We start from the raw sequence: 22,351 nt of genomic DNA on the forward strand, positions 1-22,351 counted from the left end.
AGCGGGGGTATTTTCATTGCTCGCACTTGGTCACGTCCGGAATAGCAATAGTCGGGAGAGCGTTGGTCAAGAGGTCGCGGGCGAGTGAAGTAGCTGTTGACGATGTCATAGTCCGATCGCCGATGCCCAGCCGGACCCAGAGGCCATCGATGAGAGCAGACATTGACAAGGATAGTCGCTCGGCTTGCGAGTGTGGAACCAATGAACGAAACCCCGACATCAGGTTCGAATGCATCCGCGCATGGAAAATACTCTGCAATCTTGCCAGCTGCGGCTCTCGCGGAGCCTCAGCGCATAGCGACAGCCAAGCGTGCCCGTGGGGTGGTTTGAAAACGTCTTCACCAAGGTTTGCTTCGACGATTGCCCAGATGCGTTCGATAGGCGAGCGGGCCTTCTTTAGCCGTCTCACGACGTCATCCCTCAGGCCCGCATTGGCCTCGCGCATCGCCTCTTCGAACAGCTCCTGCTTGTTTCGGAAATAGTGGAGGACAATACCTTTCGAGGCTCCGGCTTCTTGAGCCACTTTTTCCAACGTCGTCCCGGCGGCGCCCTCACGCTTCATGACTTCCACGGCGGCACGCCGCAGTTCCCGCCTCCGGATATCGCTGATTTTTGTAAGTGCCATCACATGCTCCTGAATCGTTATTGACAAATCGAGCGCCGAGTTCAAGTGTTGACCAATTGGTCAATATGCAGACCAATGGGTAAGAATATGAGGGAGAACGATGACAACCACCATCCTAAAATTGGCATTGGCAGTCGGCTTGCTGTTCGCGGCCGGGCCTGGATTCGCGACGGAAATTCCCGTTCCGACGCAGACGGAATGGGCGGCGGCCAAGAAGACCGTAGACCTGCCAAACGGCATCAAGCTGGCATACTCCGAAATGGGCAACGTCGAAGGGACGCCCCTACTGCTCATTCACGGCTATACTGATAATTCGCGAAGCTGGTCATTGGTCGCCCCGCACCTGAAGAACCATCATATTTACGCCATCGACCTTCGCGGCCATGGGAAATCGAGCGCCCCGGAGTGCTGCTACACGTATCTCGATTTCGCAAACGACGCGTTCCTTTTTTTGGAGGCGATGAAGATTGAGCAGGCCGACGTGGTCGGGCATTCGCTGGGATCGCTGGCCGTTCAGATGCTGGCGGCGCAGCACCCTGAGAAGGTCAGAAAGGTCGTTTTGATCTCTTCGACACTCAACACGGGCGGCGGACCTGGCACTTGGCTTTGGGATAATATCAAGCCGCTCCAGCCGCCTATCGATCCAAACGGCAAGTTTATGACGGACTGGTATTGGAACCCGAACCCGGTTGACGAGAGGTTCATCAAGCCTGAGCGTGAAGAGAGCGCTGCCGTGCCCATCCACGTTTGGAAGGGTGTCCTGTGGGGTACGACGACAGGTGATCTCGGGAAGATATCGTCTTTGATCAAAGCGCCGGTCATGATTTTCTGGGGGGATCAAGACCAGTTGATGAACGCGCCGCAGCAAGCGAAGCTAAAGGCGGCGTTTCCTAAAGCTCGCTTGGAAACCTTCCCGGGCGCTGGTCACAATATGTTTTGGGAGCGGCCCGAAAAGGCGGCCGAACTAATCAATTCATTCCTGTCGGAGTGACATTCGAAAGAGGTTACGCCGTTAAGGGAAATGTCGGAAGTGAAATGATCTCGGCGGAGCGCCGAGATCACCAAAAGCTCGCCTCATCGTCGTAAAGCTGCAGCTTGGTGTCGTGGCGGTCGGCGGGTTTAGAGACTGACAAAAAGGGTAATCCGCCGACAACCGCCGGCGGATCGTGGTTTTACAAGTCAGAGCGACGATCTCACCTTCTCCGCGATCTCGGGAGAAAGCCACTTTGTCCAAATCTCGGGGTTCTTCTCCAGGAAGTATCTTGCAGCATCTTCGCCCGTCGCCTGGTTGTCGGTCATCCAGGCTAACAGGCTGTTCAGCGTTGCGTTATCCCAGCGCCGCGTCTTCAGGTAATCCATCGCCGCACCGGCACGCTCTTTGAACTCGTGAGTGACGAGTGTCTCCACCTTATCGGTCGGCCAATCGTTTACCTTTGGATCTTCGCAATCGACCACCGTGTTGCAACGCTTCCATTCCGCTGCGTTGTGTGGCGCGTCAAAATCAAGCTTGACCATTGGGTATTTGCCGAGCAACGAAGTGGGTGACCAGTAGTAGCCGAACCAGCCGATCTTCCGTTCGTAGTTCTTGGCGATTGAACCGTCCAGACCCGCCGCCGAGCCTGGGTCAACCAGCACAAAGCCTTTGGCGTCCCCGTCGTAAGCCTTGTAAAGCTGGCTGGTTGTAGTCGATGCGCCCCAACCTGATGGACCGTTGACGACTGCGCCCTTGGAACTGTCCTCTGGAGCCGGGAAGAGTTCCGGGTGCTTCAGCGCATCGGAAACCGTCTTGATCTCCGGGTGAGCGTCGGCAATGTACTTTGGGATATACCAGCCCTGGATTCCGCCATCGCTCAGGGCGTTGCCAGCCGATATCAGCTTCCCTTCGGCGATGCCTCTCGAGACAATCTCAGGCAAAGCATTGAGCCACGCTTCCGGTGCTATGTCCGGCTCTCCCTTTTCAATCATCGACGTCATGATCGAAACGGTGTCACCGATGGTGATTTCCGCCGAACACCCATATCCGTTTTCAAGAATGATCTTGTCGATATTCGCCAGGACATCGATTGACTGCCAATTCATATTGGCGATAACGACGTCGCCACATTCCTCCGCGAAAGCACCCTGTGTCAGGCTGGCAAGGCCAACTGCAAAACAGGCAGGTGCGAGCAATTTCCCAAACATTCTGGTTCCCCTTGAACTGCGGCCTCTCCTCGTTCGGCCTCACAGCGTGGCCGCTGCCGCTGTGGCCGTAACAGGACCCTGACGAATCCTTCCTCCCCCTCGGGAGACTGCTCGAACGCCGGGCCCCTATTCGCGTATGAGAAAACGGCCGATTGGCTGAGGTTCTGGGCCGTCGACCGTGTCAATTCTCGTGTTATGTCTGCATGCTGACGAACACAGACTTGAGCTGGGTATAGTGGTCGATCGCGACACGCCCGTTTTCGCGCCCGATGCCTGATCTCTTGATTCCGCCGAACGCCATGCCAGCTGGCGTCAAGTTGTAAGCGTTGATCCACACGGTTCCGGCTTCGAGCTCAGCCGCCAACCTATGGGCACGAACGAGGTCTCTCGTGAATATGCCTGCCGCCAATCCGAAGTCCGTTGCATTGGCTCTTGCGACGACATCTTGCTCGTCATCGAAGTCCAGGACGGCCATGACCGGACCGAACACTTCTTCCCGAGCAAGCGTCATCCAATCCGTAACATTCGTGAAGACTACGGGCTCGTGCCAGGCATCCCCTGGTGGAAGCTTGCGCGGAGGCGTCATCTGGTATGCTCCCTCAACCTCGGCGCGGGCGACGTATGTGGCAACCCGGTTGCGATGGGCGGCGCTGACTAGCGGCCCGATGTCGGTCTCCTCGTCCATCGGATCACCAATCTTCAAAGCCGCGACCCGGGCCAGCAAGCGCGCAAGGAACGCTTCCCTTATTCCGCGCTGCAGGAAAACGCGCGTACCGTTGGAACAGATCTGGCCGGCCGAATAAAAATTCCCGAGAATTGCGCCGCTGACAGCTGCCTCAACATCTGCATCGTCGAAGACGATCAGCGCAGACTTTCCACCAAGCTCCATCGTTACTGGCCGAATGCCGGCCGTGGCGGCCGAGGCGACCCGCGCGCCCGTCTTGACCGATCCTGTGAGAGAGACTTTGGCGATCGCCGGATGGGTGGCGAGCTCAGCTCCAACATCACCGGCACCTTGCACAACATTGAAAGCGCCAGGGGGCAGCCCCGCTTCAGTCAGAATTTCCGCGAGTTTGAGCGCTGACAATGGAGTCACTTCAGATGGTTTGAATATCATGGCATTCCCGCACGCAAGCGCGGGGGCTGCCTTCCAGGCCGCAATCTGGATGGGGTAGTTCCAGGCCCCTATTCCGAGACAGACCCCAAGCGGCTCCCGCCGTGTGTAGACCCAATCTTCTCCGAACTGGATGCTGTCTCCCGAAAGTGTCGCCGCGATTGCGCCAAAATACTCGAGGCAATCGGCACCGCTGGCGGCGTCCGCCACCAGTGTTTCAGAAATTGGCTTGCCTGTATCGCGCGTTTCGAGAACCGACAGTTCCATGTTTCGCGCCCGCATGATGTCAGCGGCGCGACTGAGGACGCGACCCCGCTCCGCCGGCCCTTTCCGAGCCCATTCTTTCTGCGCCCGTTCCGCCGAGGCAATTGCCTTCTCGATGATGCAGGAAGTCGCCCCGTGCAACTTGGCGATGATCTCACCATCCACCGGATTGACGGAGAGGATCTCAGGACCGGTGCGATCCTCCATAAAGGTGCCGTCGATAAAATGTGAAGCGGCCGGCTGACAGAGCGGCGTCGCCATTTTGCGAATTTCGTAACTTTGCATAGGCGACGCCTCTTTTTCGCTAAACGTGAACGAAGATGTCTTCGCTTTCGACGGAAACCGGGAATGTGCGGGCTTTCACACGGGGATCGACCAGGAACTCGCCCGTCCGGATATCGAATTCCCATCCGTGCCAAGCACAACGGACCAACTCACCTGCCCGCTCATAAACAAACTCCGCCTTGTCCGTCTGTTTCGTGGTCCCGCATACGGGTCCTTGGCAAAGCGCTGCTCCCTTGTGGGGGCACACGTTCAGAAGCGCGTGATATCCGTCCCCAACCTTGAAGATACCAAGCGACAAATTGCCGAGTTTGATGATCTTGGCAGCATCGGCAGGAACCTCCGAAGCCTTGCATGCAAACTGTTTTGAAGCCATTGCCCGCCCCCTTACTCTGCTGCGATCGCGGCCGGCCGGGGAATTCGCCGGTAAACGTCGAGCGCGTTCAGGCCGAGTACCTTCTCGCGCCAGGCAGGGGGAATGTGCAGCTTCGTGACATCGTCATAATCCCAATGCGGATAGTCGGACGCGAACAGCAGTGTGTTTTCCCCGTCCATCGCCTCCAGGGTTGCCCAAAGATGCTGAACATTTTCCGGCTGCTCGAGTGGTTGGGTCGACATGCGAATGTTCGTTTTGAAATACTCCGAGGGCAACCGCTTCAACCAGGGTGTCTCCTTGCGCAGTGCCTTGTAGTTGGCGTCCAGTCTCCATAGCACCGAGGGCACCCATGCCACCCCGCACTCGATGATCACGACTTTGAGGCTTGGCCATTTCTCAAAGACGCCTTGGGCGATCAGGGAAGCCATATGCGTCATTGCGGACTGCGGAAGTATCGCATGGGTTTCCCAGAAGAACGTCGACGGTCCTGCTCCGATAGGCGTCGAGTTCACACCACCCTGACCACCAAGGTGCATGGCGAACGGCAACCCCATTTCGGCGCAAGCCTCGTAAATGGGATGGTAGAATGGGTCGCCGTAGGGCCGCTGGGCGCCATGGCTTACCAGAACCTGGACAATTCGCGGATGCGAGCCGAGACGTCGGATTTCCTCGGCCGCCAGTTTTGGGTCCTGCGGGGCAACAATGATCGACCCCCAGAACCGACTGTCCTTCGGTAGCCAGTAATCGATCATGTAGTCGTTGTACGCCCTACAGAGCGCATTGGCATAATGGGCGTTTGCCAAGGTAGACGCTTCGATCGGCTCGTCGCCGGTTAGAATCGCCACATCGATATTGTACTTATCGAGGTGCTTTTCCTTCATGATCGCGTAATTGTCGTCTTCCTCGACCGGGTTGACGTCATACCGCGAAAATCCTTCTGGATGAAACCAGGGACGATGGCCGTGCGGAAATGCGCCGCGTGGCCCAGTCTTTTCGCCGCGAACGAACATGTCCTTGAAGAAGCCGTCCATGTACGGCTCCAGGACGGTCGCGCTGCACCAGTAGTTATGGCAATCGCTATCGACGATGAACAAGATATTCTCCCTCCCCAAGTGGGTCGAAACTCGATGCGCGTGAATGACGCAGCGACATAGGACAACAAATTGCTCAATCGATAAACGGCGACAAACTGGGGTTATTGATCGTAAACTGCGATCGAACTACGTGAGCGTTCCTGGGACGCGTGATTGGGCTCTCTCTGTTGGCCTTTCGTGGGCAAGACGCTGCAAAAATCCCGTGAGAGCTCACGACAGCTCACGGGGGGAGCGTTCCGACGACCTGGCGCTTCTTTCCGGGCAGTCGTATTTCATTATGATGTCGACGCGGTCAGTGCCTGGGGCACGTTTGCCCGGCCTGTGGCGCAATTAACCCCCTAATGATCGCATTTTACGATTGAAAAGAGGGTTTTGCCCCGCTCAATCCACTTTGCGGAGCTTGATATAACTGTGGCACAGAGTCAGAGGTGCCCTTTATGCTTATGGAAGCAAGCTTTCCCTTCTCCCTTTCCGCAGCCAACCAGCAACCATGCTACCGCGGAGGTCCGGCAACATTGGTATGCAAAGCCGTGATCGACGAGACGCATGATAGCAAAACGTTCGTGTTTGAAGACAGCCAGAGCAGGAGCTTCGATTTCAAACCCGGGCAATATATCAGCTTCAAATTCGAGATCGAAGGTAAGCTCTGCCCCCGCGCCTATTCCATCTGTTCAACGCCCACCCGTCCTCACAACGTCCAGATTACCGTCAAGCGCGTGCCTGGCGGGCTGGTGTCTAACTGGCTGAACGACCACATGCGCCCCCGTATGTCCGTCGAAATTGCCGACATCGCCGGCCGCTTCAACTATTTTGACATTCCCTCCCGGAAGCCGCTTTTACTCTCCGGCGGCTCGGGCGTGACACCGGTAATGTCGATGCTGCAATACATCACCGACGTCGCTGATCAGGTCGACGTCGAGTTCGTCCACTTCGCACGGACCCCGAAAGACATTATTTTTCGAGATCAGCTCGAATTCATCGCCAGGCGTTTTTCCAACATCAAGGTTCATATGGTGGTGGGCGAAACCGGCGAAGAAACTTGCTTCCGTGGGAGGATGGGAACGATAAGTGCCTCTTTAATGCAGTCGCTTGTTCCGGACCTTCCGCAACGCGAGATTTTCATGTGCGGACCGGAGGGCTTTATGAAAGCCGCTCGCGCCATGGCGGCAGAGGTGCCGATCCGGGCAGTATACGAGGAGAGCTTCGGCGAGAGGATTCCGATCGAAGAACCGGACAAGTTAGGTGGCGAGGTATACTTCTCACTCTCTGGCAAACACGGAACCTGCGCGCCAGGGGAAACAATCTTGGAAGCAGCACTGAACTCTGGCATCTGGATTGAGAGTTCCTGTCACCAGGGAGTTTGTGGAAGCTGCAAGGTGAAATTGACACAGGGAATGGTGGACATGCAGGATCTTGGCGGACTGCCGGCGTGCGAGAGGTCAGAGGGATTTGTCCTGGCCTGCTGCAGCCGCCCAATGGGCTCCGTATCCATCGACGCATGAGAACGGACGCCTGCGGGATCGATTGAAGGTCCGAGGCCGGCCCTCAGGCATCCTTCACCTTCGAAATCTTGAAATGGCGATCTGCAACGCTTTTCAGCGCAAGAATTGCACGGTGCACTAACGGATCGTGTTTGCGACGCCTCTGCGTCGCCACATAAACCGGCTGGTGGATGTCGGGAGCGTCCTCAACGACTTTGGCCGAAACACCGGAACTTGCGAGATAATCGAGTGCATGCTCCGGAAGGTAGGTTGTGCCTCCGAAACGTTTCATAATACCAACGGCCAATTCCTCATAGCCCACGGTCAGAGCCGGATGGGCGAGATGGGGCAGGAGCTCGGCGTGAGCACGCTCAATGTAAGCCGTGTAGGATGCGCGAATATACCGGTCAGCGGTGACATTGCCCACGTTCGCGAATTCGGTGGATACCATCACCAGCCTCTGGGCACCAATCTCCTCGATGCTGAGGTCAGGAAGGAATTTCGGAGCGAACACGACTCCAATGTCGATTGCGCCATTGGCCAGATCAGAGATGATCTGCGTCGAATAATCCGCCTCGAGGTGCAGCGCGACGCGCTTGTTGGTTGCGTGCAGTTCGCCGATCCAGTCCAGGAAGAGCGTGCGCAACAAGCTGAACTGTCCGGAGACCCGTAGTGAGCCTTCGTAGCGCTCCAGTCCGCCAATATCCCGGCGGGCATGGGCCCAGCCAGCCTTCAGAGACCGCGCATGCTGCTCAAATCGAAGCCCGGACGGCGTCGGGATCGCTCCGGCCCGCCCGCGCTGAAAAAGCTTCGCCCCGACAGCCTGTTCGAGCGCCTTGACGCGACCGCTGACGGTGGACTGCGTCGTTTCCAGCCGCTCGGCAGTTCGATTGAAGTTGCCGGTCTCGAGTAGGTCAAGGAAAGTGTCGATCAGGTCCAGATTCATCTTCGATCGCAAATGGCGATTAATATCTGCTTTTGAGCGCGTTTATCACATCAAAGAAATGTTGTCATCTCGGGGTCGCTTCGAGTTCCGACCCACACGTCTCGGGAGAAAATAATGTTCAGCGTCGAGCCTGACTGCCACAATTTCAGACTCCCGGCCTTCAACGAGAACGACACCGTCAGTGCCCGAGCTAAGGGTTGAGCCGTGAGCGATCGAACTGAACAAGTCGCCACGAGCGATATCCCTCGCCCAACCCAGAACTTAAGGACACGCGTAGTATCGTATTTTCCCGGCCTTGCCGTGGCAGTGTTGATCGCAATCTCGGCTCAATTTCTTTCCGAGCACTATGGGGCTCCGGCGACCTTGATGGCGCTTCTGTTGGGCATGTCTCTCAACTTTTTGTCGGAAAGCGGTGCCAGGACCGTTCCAGGCATCCATTTTGCCAGCCGCGCTGTGCTTCGTTTCGGCGTGGCACTGTTGGGTGCACGGGTGTCGTTGGAGGTATTGAGCGACCTGAGCGTTAGCCTGCTCTGCCTGGTGACTACCGCGCTTGCTTGCACAATCTTGTTCGCCATTATTGTCGGCAAGTTCGCCGGCATGGATTGGCGACTGTCACTGCTAACGGGAGGAGCCGTCGCCATCTGCGGAGCTTCAGCGGCTGTAGCTTTAAATGCCGTTCTTCCTCCGCGACAGAACAGCGACCGGGATCTCGCCTTGACGATTGTGGCAATAACACTCCTGTCGACATCAGCGATGGTGCTCTATCCGGTGCTCGCGTCCCATCTGCAATTCGACGCTAAAGAGTCCGGCGTGTTCATCGGTGGAACGATCCACGATGTTGCTCAGGTCGTAGGTGCCGGCTTCGCAATGTCGGAGGAGACTGGTCAGATTGCGACACTCGTCAAGATTGTTCGCGTAAGCCTGCTTGCGCCAACGATAATTGCCGTATCGATCATGGTCACAGTGTTGGGAGCAGGCGCCGGTCAGAAGCCACAAAAATTGGGCCAGGTGATACCCGGTTTCGTCCTGGGATTTGCATTCCTCGCGGCCCTCAAATCGATGGGATTTCTGCCGGCGGCAGCGGGCGACGTCGCCAACGATCTTTCGCGTTGGTTACTTCTAACTGCGCTGGGAGCCGTCGGCTTGAAAACGTCCCTAAAGGAGTTCGCTAGCATCAGACCGTCACATGTCACGCTCGCATTGCTGGCAACCGCATTTCTTGCGGCCTTCATCGTGGTCGGCCTTCTCTGGTACAGAGAATAGCCGATGAGTCGCGTCTTTCACCCCGCGCAATGTACGGACTACCCAAGTATAAAGAACAATTCGGGAAACTTCGAAACTTCTCCGCCGCCACGCTTCTCGGCAGCCAAGCCTTAAAGGCAGGCATTCAGGGCACCGATCCAGGAAATACTGATTTCAAACACTCCTACGAGCTAGGCTCAGGACCTAATAATTCGGCCTGAGGTATGATTCAGGGTTTCCGAAAGGAAACCATGGTGAACGATTTGTTTCTGTTGAGCGACCGCCAGATGGCACCGATCGAGCAGTATTTCCCGTTGGCGCGTGGCATTCCTCGCGTTGATGACCAGCGGGTGATCAGCGGCATAGTTTATGTCATCAAGCATGGCCTGCAATGGAAAGATGCGCGGAACGATTACGGCCCGCACAAGACACTCTACAATCGCTTTATCCGCTGGAGCCGGCTTGGTGTATTCGACCGTATCTTCGCAGCACTAGCCGCGGAGGGGCAAAAGCCCGAGCGCATTATGATCTTATGATCGACACCACACACTTGAAAGCCTGAAAGCACATCGCACGGCTGCGAGCCTGCTCAAAAAGGGGATGTTCCACGCCGTATCGGGGCGAACCAAGGGCGGACTGAACTCCAAGCTCCACGCTGTCTGCGATGGTGCCGGCAAGCCGATCACCCTGCTCTTGTCCGAGGGGCAGATGAGCGATCACAAGGGCGCTCGGCTCATCCTCAAGGCCCTTCCATCTGCCACCTGCCTCATCGCCGACCGGGATTACGACAGCAACTGGTTCCGGGAGGCTCTTGCCGACAAGGACATCGAGCCCTGCATTCCACCGATCAACAACCGGAAAACTCCCCCTATGATAGAACGCTCTATCGCCAGCGTCATAAGGTCGAGAACACGTTCGCGAAACTTAAGGATTGGCGCCGGATCGCAACGCGGTACGACCGATGCGCACACACCTTCTTCTCGGCAATCTGCATCGCGGCGACCATGATCTTTTGGCTTTGACCCACAAGAGCCGCCCTCACGCTTTCACCGCCGAAAAGAAGAGAAATCGCGGCTTGGTCGTCAGGTTCTGATAGGCCTGTGGGAAGCGTGAGCGGGCCTCAGGATCGGGTTGAGGTTCGTTCAGTGACTCGATCTGGAACCCTGCTGCCTTCAATGCATCAACCATGGCGTGAAGTGGACGATGCCAGAAGCGCATTGTCATGGCCTTCCGGCCACGCTGCCACGTTTCGCTGAAGCTATAGGTCTCGAAATAGTTCTCGTGACCCGCCAACTGGTGATCCATAAAAGGGTGGTGCGTGGAGAAAACCAAGCGGCCGCCTTGGGGCAACAGACGGGCGAATTCCGAAAGGGGACGTGCCCAGTCTGGCAGATAGTGCATGACAAGGGAGGCAAGGATCAAATCGAAGGAACCATCGTGGAAGGGCATTGGTTCGTTCAGGTCCGCCACCAACAATCGCGCCCGACCTTCAAGGCGACGTTGTGCGATCTCGAGCAATCCCGCACTTGAGTCGATACCGGTTAGGATTGCCCCTCGGTCGAGGAGCGCCGCAGCATGGGCTCCGCCGCCGCACCCCGCATCAAGCACTCGAAGCCCAGTGACATCTCCAACCAACGAAAGAATGGCTGGTCGTTCGTAATAGGCATTCCAGGCATTGTTCTCGTTGTCAGCGTCATAGGCCGCTGCAAACGCATCATAGTCATTCTCAGGCAATGTTTACTCCAGCGGCAAAGGCCCGTCCGAAGACGAGCACTTATCGGCTTCTAATACCATTGATACGCCCATCATATCGAACGGCCGCCTCCACTGCCAAGGCCATGCGTTCAGCTTTGATCAATGAGTCCTGAGCTAGTGGTACACGCAACAGACTCCCTTAGTTTGGCGCAAACAGAAGCTTATCCACGAATCATGAGCCAAAATCTTGCGCCAAACCGACAAAGTGATCGCCATAACTCTTTGAAATGCTGTGATCCCATTTGGCTCACTCAGCCTCTTGAACTGAGCCAAGCAAGGCTAAGCTGGAGCCCGTCGTTCCGTCGACTATCATACAATCGGACAAGTCGAGATAGCGAGATGAGTGACGAAGTGGCTGGGAATCTCGACGCCGCAGGTGTTCGCCTTTCGGGTCATACATCATGCGATTTTCGCGTCTCTTTCCCAGTACCAAGCGACATACATCTTCCTGCGATCATGTTGCCGAGCTTTGAGGAAGGTCCTGATAGCTCGTATGTCTCTTCTTTCGCACGCAACCCAAACAAACGTCTCGTCATCGACGGCCGATATCGCTGCTTTCGCCTCGGACACGAGAATATCGGCAGCATCTCCCGGGTAGCTCCCCCTGTGCAACCAACGCACGTCGAGCACGCCATCAGTCAGAAGCGGTTGCTCTTCCGCCTTGTCCTCAACCTCGATGATGGCACGTATATGCGTTTCAGCCGAAGCTTCGGCCGCGATCCGTGCTATGGCTGGTAGAGCGCTCTCGTCGCCGATTAGTAAAATGGATCGCTCCGCTGGCAGACCGCCTGCGCCTGGCCCTAGCAGGGCGGCCACGTCTCCATGCTGCGCATCGCGCGCAAAGTCTGCACCCGGAGTCGGTACGCCAGGAGCGGGATGCTGCAAGAAATCGATCGACAACTCGCTCCGATCCAAATCGACGGCGCGGATGGTATAGACACGAACCAGAAGCTCGTTCTCGCCTTCCGGCCAGGCGATGCGGCCGTCTTCCCGGTAGCCGGGCCAGACCGGCGGCTTGCCCTTCGGCGGCACCAGCAGTCGGACATGCATGTCGCTGCCCACAAAGGGCGTTACATCGGCGCAGGAAAAGATCACGCGACGCATGTGCGGAGTGACGTCGTGCGCCGAGACGACTGTCACCTCATGAAGGTTCGGGAGCACCGACAAGGACGTCGGTTCCGACCAGATCAATTCGAAAGGCTGGCCTTCGGCAAAATAGAAAAGATGTTCCGCCAGGATCGTGCGGCTCATGTGCAGCTTTTCACGCGTCGGGCAGTCGAGCTCGATCAACAAGCGCCCGTTTTCGATGCTGATGCGCGCGACACCTAGCTCGCTCTGCAGCACCGCCAGGTCGTCTCTCCGTTCGACCTCGGCATGTTCGACAAAATGCTCGCAGATCTCGTCGAGCATGTCAGCGGCACTACCGGGGACCGCTACGCCGGACAGCTTGAATGAATGAACTGCGTTCATGCGCTCCTCTCCTTTTGTGGTGCTTCGCCCATGTCGTCGATGACGGCCATCCGGTGTCGCCCGATCGGCAGCATGATTGGCCGACCCGACGTGGGATCGCTGATGACGCGACTATCAAGGCCGAAAACATGCCGCACGGTCTTTTCGGTGAGCACCTCTTCCGGAGTGCCCGAAATGTGCACGCGCCCACCGGCAATCGCCACGAGATGGTCGGCGTAGCGGGCAGCAAGGTTGAGATCGTGCAGCACCATGACGACCGTAGTTCGACGCGCGCTGTTGAGATCGGTCAGGAGATCGAGCACCTCGATCTGATGGTTGATGTCGAGAAAGGTCGTCGGCTCGTCGAGCATCAGGATGTCGGTCTGCTGGGCGAGTGCCATGGCGATCCAGACCCGCTGCCGCTGGCCCCCGGAGAGCTCGTCGATCGGCCGATCGGCAAGGTCGAATGTCTTTGTCGCCCTAAGCGCACTGTCGACCGCCTCGTCGTCCCGTCGCGTCCAGCGGGAAAACAGGCTTTGATGCGGATGCCGTCCCCTGCTGACTAGATCGACCACTGTGATGCCTTCCGGCGCGATCGGCGATTGGGGCAACAGACCCAGCGTGCGGGCGAGATCTCGCGAGGGTGTCCGGTGGATGGATTTGCCGTCGAGAAGAACTTGCCCCTTGCTGGGCGCGATTAACCGCGAGAGCGTGCGGAGAAACGTGGACTTGCCACAGGCATTGGCGCCGACGATCACCGTGATTTTGCGCGGCGGGATGGTGAGGTCAAGCGCATGCAGGATTTCGGTTTTGTCGTAGCCGGCCGTCAATCCGCTGGCGACGAGCAGATGGTCGGTCATCACGACCCTCCGATCCGATTGGTACGAACGATGAGGTATAACAGGTAGGGTGCGCCAAGCGCCCCGGTTACGACGCCTACAGGGTAGCGGCTCGGCAGAAGGTGCTGCCCGACGTAATCGGCGGCAAGCACGAGAACGGCGCCCGTCAGTGCAGACGGGATCAGCACCGAGCCATCGTTTCGTACGATCCGGCCGGCGATCGGTCCCGACAGGAAAGCGACGAAGGCGATCGGTCCCGTTGCCGCGGTCGCCGATGCGATCAGTCCGACCGCCGCTACAATCACCAGCATCCTTGTATTCGAGACTCCCGTTCCAAGAGCGGCCGCCGTATCGTCGCCCAGCCGTAGTGTCTCGAGATCGCGACCGCGAACGAGCAGTAGCCCGCCGAAGAAGATGAGGGCAAGCAGAAGCGGCAGCGCCTGGCCAAGCTGAGCGCCGTTGACGCTGCCAGTAAGCCAACGCATCGCTTCCTGCAAATTCCAGGCGGGCGCCGATTGAAGGATATAGGCGATAACACTCTGCAGCATCGCGGAAACGCCAATACCGACAAGGATCAACCTGGTACCGGCGACCCCGTTGCGGAAGGAAAGGGCATAGACGAGCAGCGCCACGCCAAGCCCCGCTACAACAGCGATAACCGAAACGATCGGACCGGTCATGGACAGGACTACAATGGCGAAAACGGCTGCCGCCCCAGCGCCGGAGGTAATCCCGATGATATCGGGACTGGCGAGCGGATTGCGTAACATGACCTGAAACGCCACGCCGCCCAGTCCAAAGCATAAGCCTGCCAGGATCGACAGCACGGCGCGTGGCAATCTCAGTTGTCCCACCGTGAAGGATGCGCCCGGAACCGGTTCACCGAGGAGTACACGGAGAACATCGCTCGGCGGCGTGATGGATTGCCCAATCGACAAGGTGACGCCGAAGGTCACTGCGACAAGGGTCAGCAACGTTGCGATAATGGCATGGTGCCTGCGCGCTCTTTTGCGTCGGTGTGCGATCACGACATCAAGAGTGGACGAGGGAGCTGTCACAGGTCCCTCACACGCTGGCGCCGGACGATCCAGATGAAGAATGGCGCACCGATCATCGCGGTGACGATGCCTACGTCGATCTCTGCGGGGCGCGCGACGATTCGCCCGAGAACGTCCGCCGCGAGCAGGAGACACGCGCCTGCGAGCGTCGAAAAAGGCAGCAGCCACCGATGGTCCACGCCAACCAAGAGGCGGCAGAGATGTGGTACGACCAGCCCGAGAAAGCCGATCGGCCCGCATATGGCGGTCGTCGCACCGCAGAGAAGGATGGCGCCGAGGGAAGCAACGGCGCGCGCGGTTGCGACGCTTTCGCCGAGCCCGGTCGCCAGCTCGTCACCGAGTGCAAGAGAGTTGAGTTTTCTGGCCGACAACAGGCTGATCACGAATCCTACAAGCAGAAACGGCAATACGGGAAGGATCCGCTCGTAAGTCGCGCCGCCAACACCACCGATCTGCCAGGAATGAATACCGCCTGCAATATCGCCACGCGGCAGCACGACGGCGATAACCATGGACGCAAATGCGACCGACGTTGCCGCCCCTGCGAGCGCCATTTTCAGAGGGGTCGCGCCGCCTCTGCCCAGCGAACCTATGGCGTAGACGAAGATCGCGGCGCATCCGGCACCCAGGATCGCCACCCAGATGTACGCATATAACGACGACATCCCGAACCAGGCGACGCCGACGACGACCGCGAGAGATGCCCCCATGTTGACGCCGAGAATGCCGGGATCCGCAAGCGGATTGCGTGTCACGCCTTGCATGATCGCTCCGGCCAAGCCGAGAGCGCCCCCGGCAAGCAGGGCCAACACGGTCCGCGGAATGCGCAAAGCAACCGACGCGCGATCGATGTTATTCTGTGCACCGCCCATTGCCGCGGCGACATCGTCCCACCCGACATTGCGCGTGCCGACCGTAACGGAGGCGGCAAGCAAGACGATCACGAGCGCGAAAAGCGCTGCAAGCCAAAGACTTCGCATTCTGTTGGAACGGGACACGGGCGACCAACGCCCGTCCGATGTCTTGATAATCCCGGCGGTCATTGCGACTTCTTGGCTGCCTCGCTGAGCAGCTTCACGTAGTCCTTCAGGACCCATCTGATGGACAGCGGCGTGGGATTTGCGGCATTACCGACCGCGTTGTTGCCTAGCATGACAATTGATTCTCGAGCGACGGCGGGCATATGCATCATCAGCGCGTTGGCTTTCAAAGCGTCGAAAAGCATCCCGTCTCCGTAAGTAACGAGAATATCGACATCGTCGAAAGCATCGATCTGCTCGGCGCTGACGGAACCTGAGAACCTTCCGGGTTGTGACGCCTGCACCACGCTTTTCGGCGACATAAGCCCGAGATCGCCGAAAAACCTGACGCGCGTATCGTTCGTCGTGTAGAAATTGACGACGCTGAGGTCCCATGAGCTGAGATGGGTAATGAACATCGCCGATTTGCCCTTGAGTTCGGGATGTCCATCAAGCGCAAGGTCGATCTCAGCCTCGATGCTGGCTATAAGCCCTTCCCCTTCCGCGGCCATGCCGAGGCCGGCGCTGTTCAACCGGATCGTCTCGCGCCAGTCGGTCGACCAGGGAGCCTGCGGATAGGCGATGACAGGTGCAATATCACTCAACGTGTCATAGTCGGCCTGGCTGAGGCCCGAATAGGCCGCAAGGATGACGTCCGGTCGCGTGGCGGCGACCGCCTCGAAATCGATACCATCGCCCTCGTCGAAAAGCATCGGCTTTTCAGCCTTGAGTTCACCGAGCCGTGCGTCGACCCACGGCAGAATGCCGTCATCGTCGTCGTCGCCGAAGTTGGCGCGCGCCATTCCAACCGGAACGATGCCAAGAGCCAGCGGCACTTCATGGTTCGCCCAGGCGACAGTTGCAACACGCTCCGGCTTCTTTGCGATGATGGTGTTGCCGAAGGCATGCTTGATGGTGATGGGATACGAAGTACTCTCGGCAGCGAACACAGTGCCGTGCCGGTCTGCCCAATGAAGGGCTATGACTGCCAGTACGGCGAAACGAAACAGCCTCATCGCCACACTCCATTCAACGTTTAAGTTGACCCCCATTCTCAGCTTAATTAAACGGCGTCAACGGCAAAGCAGCCGATATCCAGAAAGTGCGTGGAGATTTCCGGCGAATCGTACAAAACCGGGGAAACATACAATACTAGACAAAACAGCTCCAGTTAATAGCGGTTCGTGGGACAACGACTTCAAGCCGGGGTCGGTTGAGCGAAGCTTTCATGCTTAGCGGACGGCCAGACGCGATGCAGTTCGGCGACCTCAAAGGAGTTTGAGGCCCGCTTTCAGCACTTACGTCAATTGGAACATGAACATGGACATCGATCAGACCGGCCCCTGGCCAACGAGATTACCGCTTCGTTCACGAAATGCATTTCTGTTGGGCTGCACAGCATTTTTTGCTTTAACGCCTGCTCTCTCGTTTGCACAGGACGCAGTCCCTGAAGGCGACACAACGGTGCTGGAGACGATTGTGGCGCACGGCGCTGGCGGCGGAAGCGTTCTCAATACGGATGAAGATTCAAAGTCGATCATCGCCACCGAAACGACCGGCGCCGGCAAGATGCCGACCGATATCCTGATAGCCCCTGCCTCGGTTTCCGTCATCACCTCCAAAGAAATCGAGGAACGCGCCGCCGACACAATCGAGCAAGTCGTACAATACACGGCAGGGGTGGTGACCGACTTTTATGGTTCGGACGACCGTTATGACTACTTCGATATTCGCGGCTTTACTCCGTATACGTATCGCGACGGCTTGGCGATCGGCAGGACCTTTGCAGGGGTCAGGGAAGAGCCCTATGCTTTCGAGCGCATTGAGGTGTTGAAGGGCGCCAGCTCCTCAAGCTTTGGAGCGGCGGAACCCGGTGGATCGGTAAACTATGTCACGAAAACACCGAAGAGCGATCGTTTCGGTGAAGTCTATGGCACTGGCGGCTCGTTTTCACATAAGGAACTGGGATTTGATTTCGGTGACAACCTCACAGCGGACGAAACCCTATCGTACCGTTTGACCGGCAAGTTTCAGCGCTCGGATGCGGAATATGATTTTTCTCAGGATGACGAGAACTTCGTCATGGGCGGCGTGACGTGGCGCCCCACTGACGCGACGAGTCTGACATTTGTCTTCGACCACCTCGACAAGGACGGAGTTCCCGGTAGCGGTGGCCACCCGCTCGGGACTGATTTCGACAGGGATCAGTTTTTTGGGGAACCGGACTATTACTTCAGCGAGACGAACCGCAATAGCTACAGCGTCCTTTTCGACCACGATTTCGGCAACGGCTTGAGTTTCAGTTCCAACGCCCGCTACAGCAACCTGAACGACGGGTTCGGCAGTGCCTATATCGGGAGCACACCAACCGATGGCTCGACCGTGGCGGGTCGCTATTTCTTCGGAAACGAGAAATCGACCGAACAATTCGTCATCGATGCGCACCTGGTTTACGAAGCAAGTCTCGACAATGTGGAAAGCCGAACACTTTTCGGTGCCGACTACAACAAATACGAGTCGGACAATGCCAACTTTTACGCGCCTGCGCCTTCAATCGATTGGGAAAACCCGATCTATTCAGGCGGGCCGGGCGCGATGGCGCCTTATGCCAGCACGAACAACGACCAGCAGACCAATGCCATTTATCTGCAGCAGGACTTGACCTTCTTCGATAGGCTCACCGTAAGCTTTGGCTTGCGCAATGATTGGCTTGATCTTAGCGAGACAAATCTCCTTGCAGGTACCAGGCGGGCTGGCAACCACAGCGAATTTACGACGCGGATCGGCGCGAGCTACAAGGTTACCGAGGAACTGGCGCCCTACATCAGCTACGCCGAGTCGGCCGCGCCACCTGCCGCAGGTAGCGATCCTACGACGGGTAAGCAGTATGAAGTCGGGATCAAATATCGTCCGGATGCCTTTCCGGCCATGTTCACTGCGTCCGTCTACGACCTGACGAAGGGCAACATTACCGTTTTTGATCAGGTCACCTATCTGCCGCAAACCGTCGAAAAGGTCAGACATCGTGGTTTCGAACTCGAAGCCAAGGCGGAAGTAACCAACAATATCAGCGTGATTGCCGCCTACAGCTACATCGATTCCAAGATCGAAGAACCTGGCGGCGCAAATGATGGCAACCGCCTGATGCGTGTTCCCAAGAATATGGCCTCGGTGTGGGGCACTTACACGTTGGAGGGCGACGGCGCGCGGGGCGACATGTTGTTCGGGCTCGGGGCTCGCTACACGGACGCCTATTACACCAGCATCACTAACACCACATCGTCGGAGAGTGCAGTCGTCTTCGACGCAGCCTTCACCTACAAGATTCAGGAAAACACGACGTTCCAGCTGAACGTCAACAATTTGTTCGACGAGAAACACGTCGCGAGCAAGGACTCCGGGGCGGTCTACTACAATCCCGGGCGCAGCATTCTCGCGACCCTGCGCCAGAGTTGGTAAGGCAAGTCAGCCCGCCCACGACTCGCCGCGGTGGGATCTCTACGGTTGCCGGAATTGCCGCATCCGCCGCCAAGCCGCGGGAGTTTCGCCAACGATCTGGCGGAAGACCTTCGTCAGGTGTGCCTGATCGGCAAAGCCGAGCTGCGCGGCGATGCTGGCAACTGGGAGGTCGCTTTCGCCGAGCAGCTTTTTCGTAAGCTCGACTCGCTTCGCGAGTTGCCATTGCAGGGGTGTGATGCCCATTGTTTGCTTGAAAACGCTTGCAAACCAGCTTTCGGACAGGCCAACGACGGCAGCCATATCGGCGACAGACATACGATAATCACCAAGCGCGTCGATATGCGAGACGAGTTTGTTTATCTGTGCCTGTGTCAACCTGCCGCCAGCCCTTTCCTCCCTCTCGGTAGGAATATCCAGAAGCCCCGCGATGATGCTGCCTATAAGGCTCTCTGCATAGACTGCATGCTTGGTGGGGCTCTTTATTTCGTCGGCCAACAACTTCGCCAACGCATCGATTGCCGCCACGTTTTGAAGCTCCACTGGACAGCGTAATGCCGTTTGCGCTGCGGAGTTCCCGACCGATGGAGCCAGAAACCGCAACACCCGATCCTTATGAAGGTGCAGGTTAAGGTGGCTGAAGCTATGCGTCTTCCGACTGCCCGTCCACAACGGGACACCAGCAGGAACATACACGGCACGCGCCATGGGGCGCGAATTCCTCGCTAGATCATTGTCCTGGTTCGAAATGCGAACGCTCGACGAGACGTCGTTGAAGAAAAACATGATGCGCGGATCGTCGGCGAGATAATAGCCACTGGCACCGGCTTGACTTTCCGCCTCCCACAGGACGCTGACCATCCCATCGTATTGGCGCCATTGGACTGGCGCTGTGACCCGAATGCCTTCGGTTTTCCAAGACATGGAATGCCAGAAGCCCATTTGTAGATCAGTTCTTCCTCTTCAAGGTGCCAGATGTCGGTGCTCGCAGGGAAATTGCACTGTCGTTCGGCGCCATCCACATCTCAAGGCCAAGTAAGTTGACTCGTATTCTCATTTTATTTGCAAACTGGCAAGCTGGGCTTCTATGGAGCTCAAAAGTGGAATCAAAAAGTTACCTGAAAGGCAGTTCGGATCTCGGTACCCGCTTGAAGATCTGAACCGGATAAAACAGACTTGCGACGCTTTCCACCGTCTTGACGGTGAGCTTAGCGCTGGAATGGACGCTCGATCTGCCCAACCGCAGTTTCGGAGGAAGGTCAGGGGGGGTGTCGACGCAGCCCGATCAGAAACATTCCCGCCTGCATCTCCTTTGGTTCAAATTGGGACAAGCTCGGGGTGATTTCTCTGCTCACTGCCGAGAAGTCCTGATGGGGACTTCACGCTTTGAAATGAACGGTCACTTAAAATGACTTCCCATAACGCGTCAGGGCGGTCATGTGATTATAGATGTCTGAGCCACCGCTCGACTACAACGGACCAAAGAGCTGACTGTATGGAAAACCCGGTCGCATTGAACCGCATCGCCGAAAACAGCGTCTTTCGTAAAGGTGATGTTTTCGTCCTCTTCGGTGAACTATTCGGTCGCGGATATGCGACCGGCTTGCTCGACGAAGCCCGGCGCGCTGGAATGGAGATCGTGGGCATCACGGTCGGGCGGCGCGACGAGAACAACGCACTTCGGCCTTTGAACGCCGAGGAACTCTCTGCCGCCGAGGAACGACTGGGCGGCAGGATTATCAACATACCTCTTATGGCCGGGTTCGATCTCGACGCTCCGACAGGAGGCCCCACTCCGACGGATCTCCTCGCAACAATGACGCTGGAGAGCTGGGAACTTGAGAGGCTCGACTGGGGCTACATTGAGCAGTGCCGGGACATCGCCACCTCACGGTTCACCAATGCGCTTTCACAGGTCATGGCCGTTCTCGACGGCATGATTGCCGAGGGCCGCAATGTCTTCTTCGCCCATACAATGGCCGGCGGCATCCCGAAAGCGAAGGTATTCCTGGCGGTTGCCAATCGAATCTACAAGGGACGTGGTCCCCGCCACATGTCTTCGCAAGCGCTGCTCAACAGCGAGATGGGCAAGCTCATCCTGCAGAATTTCGACGAAGTCACCGCAATCACGTTTCGACATCTTATCGACTACAGCGCGGCGATCCGTGAGCGCGTAGAGGCATCTGGTGCTCAGGTCCGGTACACCGCCTACGGTTACCATGGAACGGCAATCCTGATTGACGGGAGCTATCGTTGGCAGACCTACACCAACTACACCCAGGGTTACGCCAAGATGCGGCTCGAATGCATCGCGCAAGAAGCCTGGGCAGCGGGTGTCAAGGCAACCGTCTATAACTGTCCCGAAATCCGGACCAATTCCTCCGACGTATTCACGGGTATCGAACTTCCGCTGATACCGCTGCTACTCGCCTTGCGGAAAGAGAACGGTGGCCAATGGGCAGAAGACCAATGGCAGGCATGTCAGGAGCTTTTGGCAGACGGCTTCACGATGAAGGATGTGTTCCAAAAAATTGCCGATATGCAGGCCAACGAAGTCATGCGCCCGTTTTACGACTTTTCGGCGTGGCCGATGGCGAACAGCCAAGCGCAGGCCGATCTGACCATCGGCACGTCCAACGAGATCACGCAGATGCATCGGGACAGCAAGGCAATGATCAGCGACCTCCTGAGTGCTCTCGTGGTGGAGGCGACCGGGCAGCTGATTTTTGGCGCGTCCTCAGATCCCTCCGGCCCCATCCAGTGGCTCAACCACGATATCGTGGCGCGCCGACTTAACGCTTCCCACCTGCAAAGGAAGGCTCCCGCACCGTTGCTCGCGCAAGCGGCGAAAGACTCTCAGCTTGAGTTGGCCTGACAGCGTCCCAATCTAACTCGCTCCACCAGACCACGCGCCAAATCCAGCGGCAAAGACGGCGGTTCTAACGACTGCGTTTATGGCGAATGGCGATCCAGGCGCAGGCACCTGCATCACGATCGGCGGGGGCGTCCGCCCACCATCACCTCCGACGGCTTGTGTGTAGCCAGGCCAACGAACATCGCACCGACAAGTCCTCGAGAGGTTGGTGTAAAGTGGGCGGCCGCGTGACCATCGCGACACGGCTGATAAGCGGTCAAGAGTCCAGCCCAGAAGAATGCCGAGACAATCCTTC

Annotated in this window: 18 protein-coding genes and 1 pseudogene; 6 read left to right on the plus strand and 13 right to left on the minus strand. The window is 57.5% G+C overall.

The features are described 5' to 3' along the window. Window positions 1-13 precede the first annotated feature (13 nt). Window positions 14-625 carry a choline-binding transcriptional repressor BetI gene (gene betI, locus M1D43_RS28770; protein ID WP_010967911.1) on the minus strand — a complete coding sequence of 204 codons (612 nt, stop codon included), beginning with the start codon at window positions 623-625 and terminating at the stop codon, window positions 14-16. Between the two features lie 100 nt (window positions 626-725). On the opposite strand from betI, the gene M1D43_RS28775 reads away from it, so the two are divergent. Beyond that, window positions 726-1,616 (plus strand): alpha/beta fold hydrolase, encoded by an 891-nt coding sequence (locus M1D43_RS28775; protein ID WP_153320725.1) that lies wholly within the window; start codon window positions 726-728, stop codon window positions 1,614-1,616. Between the two features lie 188 nt (window positions 1,617-1,804). Here M1D43_RS28775 and M1D43_RS28780 read toward each other — a convergent pair whose 3' ends face one another. The 4 genes from M1D43_RS28780 to M1D43_RS28795 form a co-directional block, all read right to left on the minus strand. Further along, a complete protein-coding gene (locus M1D43_RS28780) occupies window positions 1,805-2,806 on the minus strand; it encodes an ABC transporter substrate-binding protein (protein WP_153320726.1) in 1,002 nt (333 codons plus the stop codon). A 193-nt stretch (window positions 2,807-2,999) separates the two neighbouring features. Next, window positions 3,000-4,469, minus strand: coding sequence for a betaine-aldehyde dehydrogenase (betB, locus tag M1D43_RS28785; RefSeq protein WP_153500378.1), 1,470 nt, complete (start codon window positions 4,467-4,469; stop codon window positions 3,000-3,002). Window positions 4,470-4,488: 19 nt separating this feature from the next. Then, window positions 4,489-4,842: a Rieske (2Fe-2S) protein gene (locus M1D43_RS28790; protein ID WP_017264090.1), complete on the minus strand. Its 354-nt coding sequence runs from the start codon at window positions 4,840-4,842 to the stop codon at window positions 4,489-4,491. Between the two features lie 11 nt (window positions 4,843-4,853). Further along, on the minus strand, window positions 4,854-5,936 hold the full coding sequence (locus M1D43_RS28795; protein WP_017264089.1) for an amidohydrolase family protein: 1,083 nt from the start codon (window positions 5,934-5,936) through the stop codon (window positions 4,854-4,856). Window positions 5,937-6,373: 437 nt separating this feature from the next. On the opposite strand from M1D43_RS28795, the gene M1D43_RS28800 reads away from it, so the two are divergent. Then, window positions 6,374-7,438 (plus strand): FAD-binding oxidoreductase, encoded by a 1,065-nt coding sequence (locus M1D43_RS28800; RefSeq protein WP_017264088.1) that lies wholly within the window; start codon window positions 6,374-6,376, stop codon window positions 7,436-7,438. A gap of 43 nt (window positions 7,439-7,481) precedes the next feature. Here the strand turns inward: M1D43_RS28800 and M1D43_RS28805 are convergent, their stop codons facing one another. Further along, complete coding sequence (locus tag M1D43_RS28805) at window positions 7,482-8,363, minus strand: LysR family transcriptional regulator (RefSeq protein WP_017264087.1); 882 nt, start codon at window positions 8,361-8,363, stop codon at window positions 7,482-7,484. 204 nt (window positions 8,364-8,567) lie between these two features. Here M1D43_RS28805 and M1D43_RS28810 point away from each other — a divergent pair, with 204 nt between their 5' ends. Both M1D43_RS28810 and M1D43_RS28815 read left to right on the plus strand, forming a co-directional pair. Then, window positions 8,568-9,626, plus strand: a complete 1,059-nt coding sequence (locus M1D43_RS28810; protein WP_027990351.1) for a YeiH family protein — start codon at window positions 8,568-8,570, stop codon at window positions 9,624-9,626. 233 nt (window positions 9,627-9,859) lie between these two features. After that, window positions 9,860-10,627: pseudogene (locus tag M1D43_RS28815) on the plus strand (IS5 family transposase). 16 nt (window positions 10,628-10,643) lie between these two features. Here the strand turns inward: M1D43_RS28815 and M1D43_RS28820 are convergent. The 6 genes from M1D43_RS28820 to M1D43_RS28845 all read right to left on the minus strand — a co-directional run bounded on the left by M1D43_RS28820 (window position 10,644) and on the right by M1D43_RS28845 (window position 16,741). After that, window positions 10,644-11,339, minus strand: a complete 696-nt coding sequence (locus M1D43_RS28820; protein ID WP_027990352.1) for a class I SAM-dependent methyltransferase — start codon at window positions 11,337-11,339, stop codon at window positions 10,644-10,646. A gap of 420 nt (window positions 11,340-11,759) precedes the next feature. Beyond that, window positions 11,760-12,830 (minus strand): DUF2218 domain-containing protein, encoded by a 1,071-nt coding sequence (locus tag M1D43_RS28825; RefSeq protein ID WP_027990353.1) that lies wholly within the window; start codon window positions 12,828-12,830, stop codon window positions 11,760-11,762. Further along, complete coding sequence (locus M1D43_RS28830) at window positions 12,827-13,669, minus strand: ABC transporter ATP-binding protein (RefSeq protein WP_127623633.1); 843 nt, start codon at window positions 13,667-13,669, stop codon at window positions 12,827-12,829. The genes M1D43_RS28825 and M1D43_RS28830 overlap by 4 nt, the downstream gene beginning before the upstream one ends. After that, window positions 13,669-14,706, minus strand: coding sequence for a FecCD family ABC transporter permease (locus tag M1D43_RS28835; protein ID WP_017264080.1), 1,038 nt, complete (start codon window positions 14,704-14,706; stop codon window positions 13,669-13,671). Before M1D43_RS28835 ends, M1D43_RS28830 begins: the two co-directional genes overlap by 1 nt. Then, on the minus strand, window positions 14,703-15,749 hold the full coding sequence (locus tag M1D43_RS28840; RefSeq protein ID WP_014531406.1) for a FecCD family ABC transporter permease: 1,047 nt from the start codon (window positions 15,747-15,749) through the stop codon (window positions 14,703-14,705). The genes M1D43_RS28835 and M1D43_RS28840 overlap by 4 nt, the downstream gene beginning before the upstream one ends. Continuing rightward, entirely contained in the window at window positions 15,746-16,741 is a 996-nt protein-coding gene (locus M1D43_RS28845; protein WP_015445481.1) for an iron-siderophore ABC transporter substrate-binding protein, read from the minus strand. Before M1D43_RS28845 ends, M1D43_RS28840 begins: the two co-directional genes overlap by 4 nt. A gap of 304 nt (window positions 16,742-17,045) precedes the next feature. Between M1D43_RS28845 and M1D43_RS28850 the strand changes: the two genes are divergently transcribed. After that, a complete protein-coding gene (locus tag M1D43_RS28850; RefSeq protein ID WP_164856458.1) occupies window positions 17,046-19,184 on the plus strand; it encodes a TonB-dependent siderophore receptor in 2,139 nt (712 codons plus the stop codon). Between the two features lie 39 nt (window positions 19,185-19,223). Here M1D43_RS28850 and M1D43_RS28855 read toward each other — a convergent pair whose 3' ends face one another. Next, window positions 19,224-20,123 (minus strand): helix-turn-helix domain-containing protein, encoded by a 900-nt coding sequence (locus M1D43_RS28855; protein WP_017264078.1) that lies wholly within the window; start codon window positions 20,121-20,123, stop codon window positions 19,224-19,226. A 553-nt stretch (window positions 20,124-20,676) separates the two neighbouring features. Here M1D43_RS28855 and M1D43_RS28860 point away from each other — a divergent pair. Further along, window positions 20,677-22,056, plus strand: coding sequence for an enoyl ACP reductase FabMG family protein (locus M1D43_RS28860; RefSeq protein WP_027990355.1), 1,380 nt, complete (start codon window positions 20,677-20,679; stop codon window positions 22,054-22,056). Window positions 22,057-22,351 lie beyond the last annotated feature (295 nt).

This window comes from Ensifer sp. R1-3, assembly GCF_056739175.1.

What these genes read in the sequence shown, in the direction of transcription:
- M1D43_RS28850 (WP_164856458.1), top strand. Translation starts at nt 17,046, where the DNA reads ATGGACATCGATCAGACCGGCCCCTGGCCAACGAGATTACCGCTTCGT.
- M1D43_RS28845 (WP_015445481.1), bottom strand. Translation starts at nt 16,741, where the DNA reads ATGAGGCTGTTTCGTTTCGCCGTACTGGCAGTCATAGCCCTTCATTGG.
- M1D43_RS28775 (WP_153320725.1), top strand. Translation starts at nt 726, where the DNA reads ATGACAACCACCATCCTAAAATTGGCATTGGCAGTCGGCTTGCTGTTC.
- betI (WP_010967911.1), bottom strand. Translation starts at nt 625, where the DNA reads ATGGCACTTACAAAAATCAGCGATATCCGGAGGCGGGAACTGCGGCGT.
- M1D43_RS28855 (WP_017264078.1), bottom strand. Translation starts at nt 20,123, where the DNA reads ATGGGCTTCTGGCATTCCATGTCTTGGAAAACCGAAGGCATTCGGGTC.
- M1D43_RS28790 (WP_017264090.1), bottom strand. Translation starts at nt 4,842, where the DNA reads ATGGCTTCAAAACAGTTTGCATGCAAGGCTTCGGAGGTTCCTGCCGAT.
- betB (WP_153500378.1), bottom strand. Translation starts at nt 4,469, where the DNA reads ATGCAAAGTTACGAAATTCGCAAAATGGCGACGCCGCTCTGTCAGCCG.
- M1D43_RS28860 (WP_027990355.1), top strand. Translation starts at nt 20,677, where the DNA reads ATGGAAAACCCGGTCGCATTGAACCGCATCGCCGAAAACAGCGTCTTT.
- M1D43_RS28800 (WP_017264088.1), top strand. Translation starts at nt 6,374, where the DNA reads ATGCTTATGGAAGCAAGCTTTCCCTTCTCCCTTTCCGCAGCCAACCAG.
- M1D43_RS28825 (WP_027990353.1), bottom strand. Translation starts at nt 12,830, where the DNA reads ATGAACGCAGTTCATTCATTCAAGCTGTCCGGCGTAGCGGTCCCCGGT.
- M1D43_RS28805 (WP_017264087.1), bottom strand. Translation starts at nt 8,363, where the DNA reads ATGAATCTGGACCTGATCGACACTTTCCTTGACCTACTCGAGACCGGC.
- M1D43_RS28830 (WP_127623633.1), bottom strand. Translation starts at nt 13,669, where the DNA reads ATGACCGACCATCTGCTCGTCGCCAGCGGATTGACGGCCGGCTACGAC.
- M1D43_RS28780 (WP_153320726.1), bottom strand. Translation starts at nt 2,806, where the DNA reads ATGTTTGGGAAATTGCTCGCACCTGCCTGTTTTGCAGTTGGCCTTGCC.
- M1D43_RS28840 (WP_014531406.1), bottom strand. Translation starts at nt 15,749, where the DNA reads ATGACCGCCGGGATTATCAAGACATCGGACGGGCGTTGGTCGCCCGTG.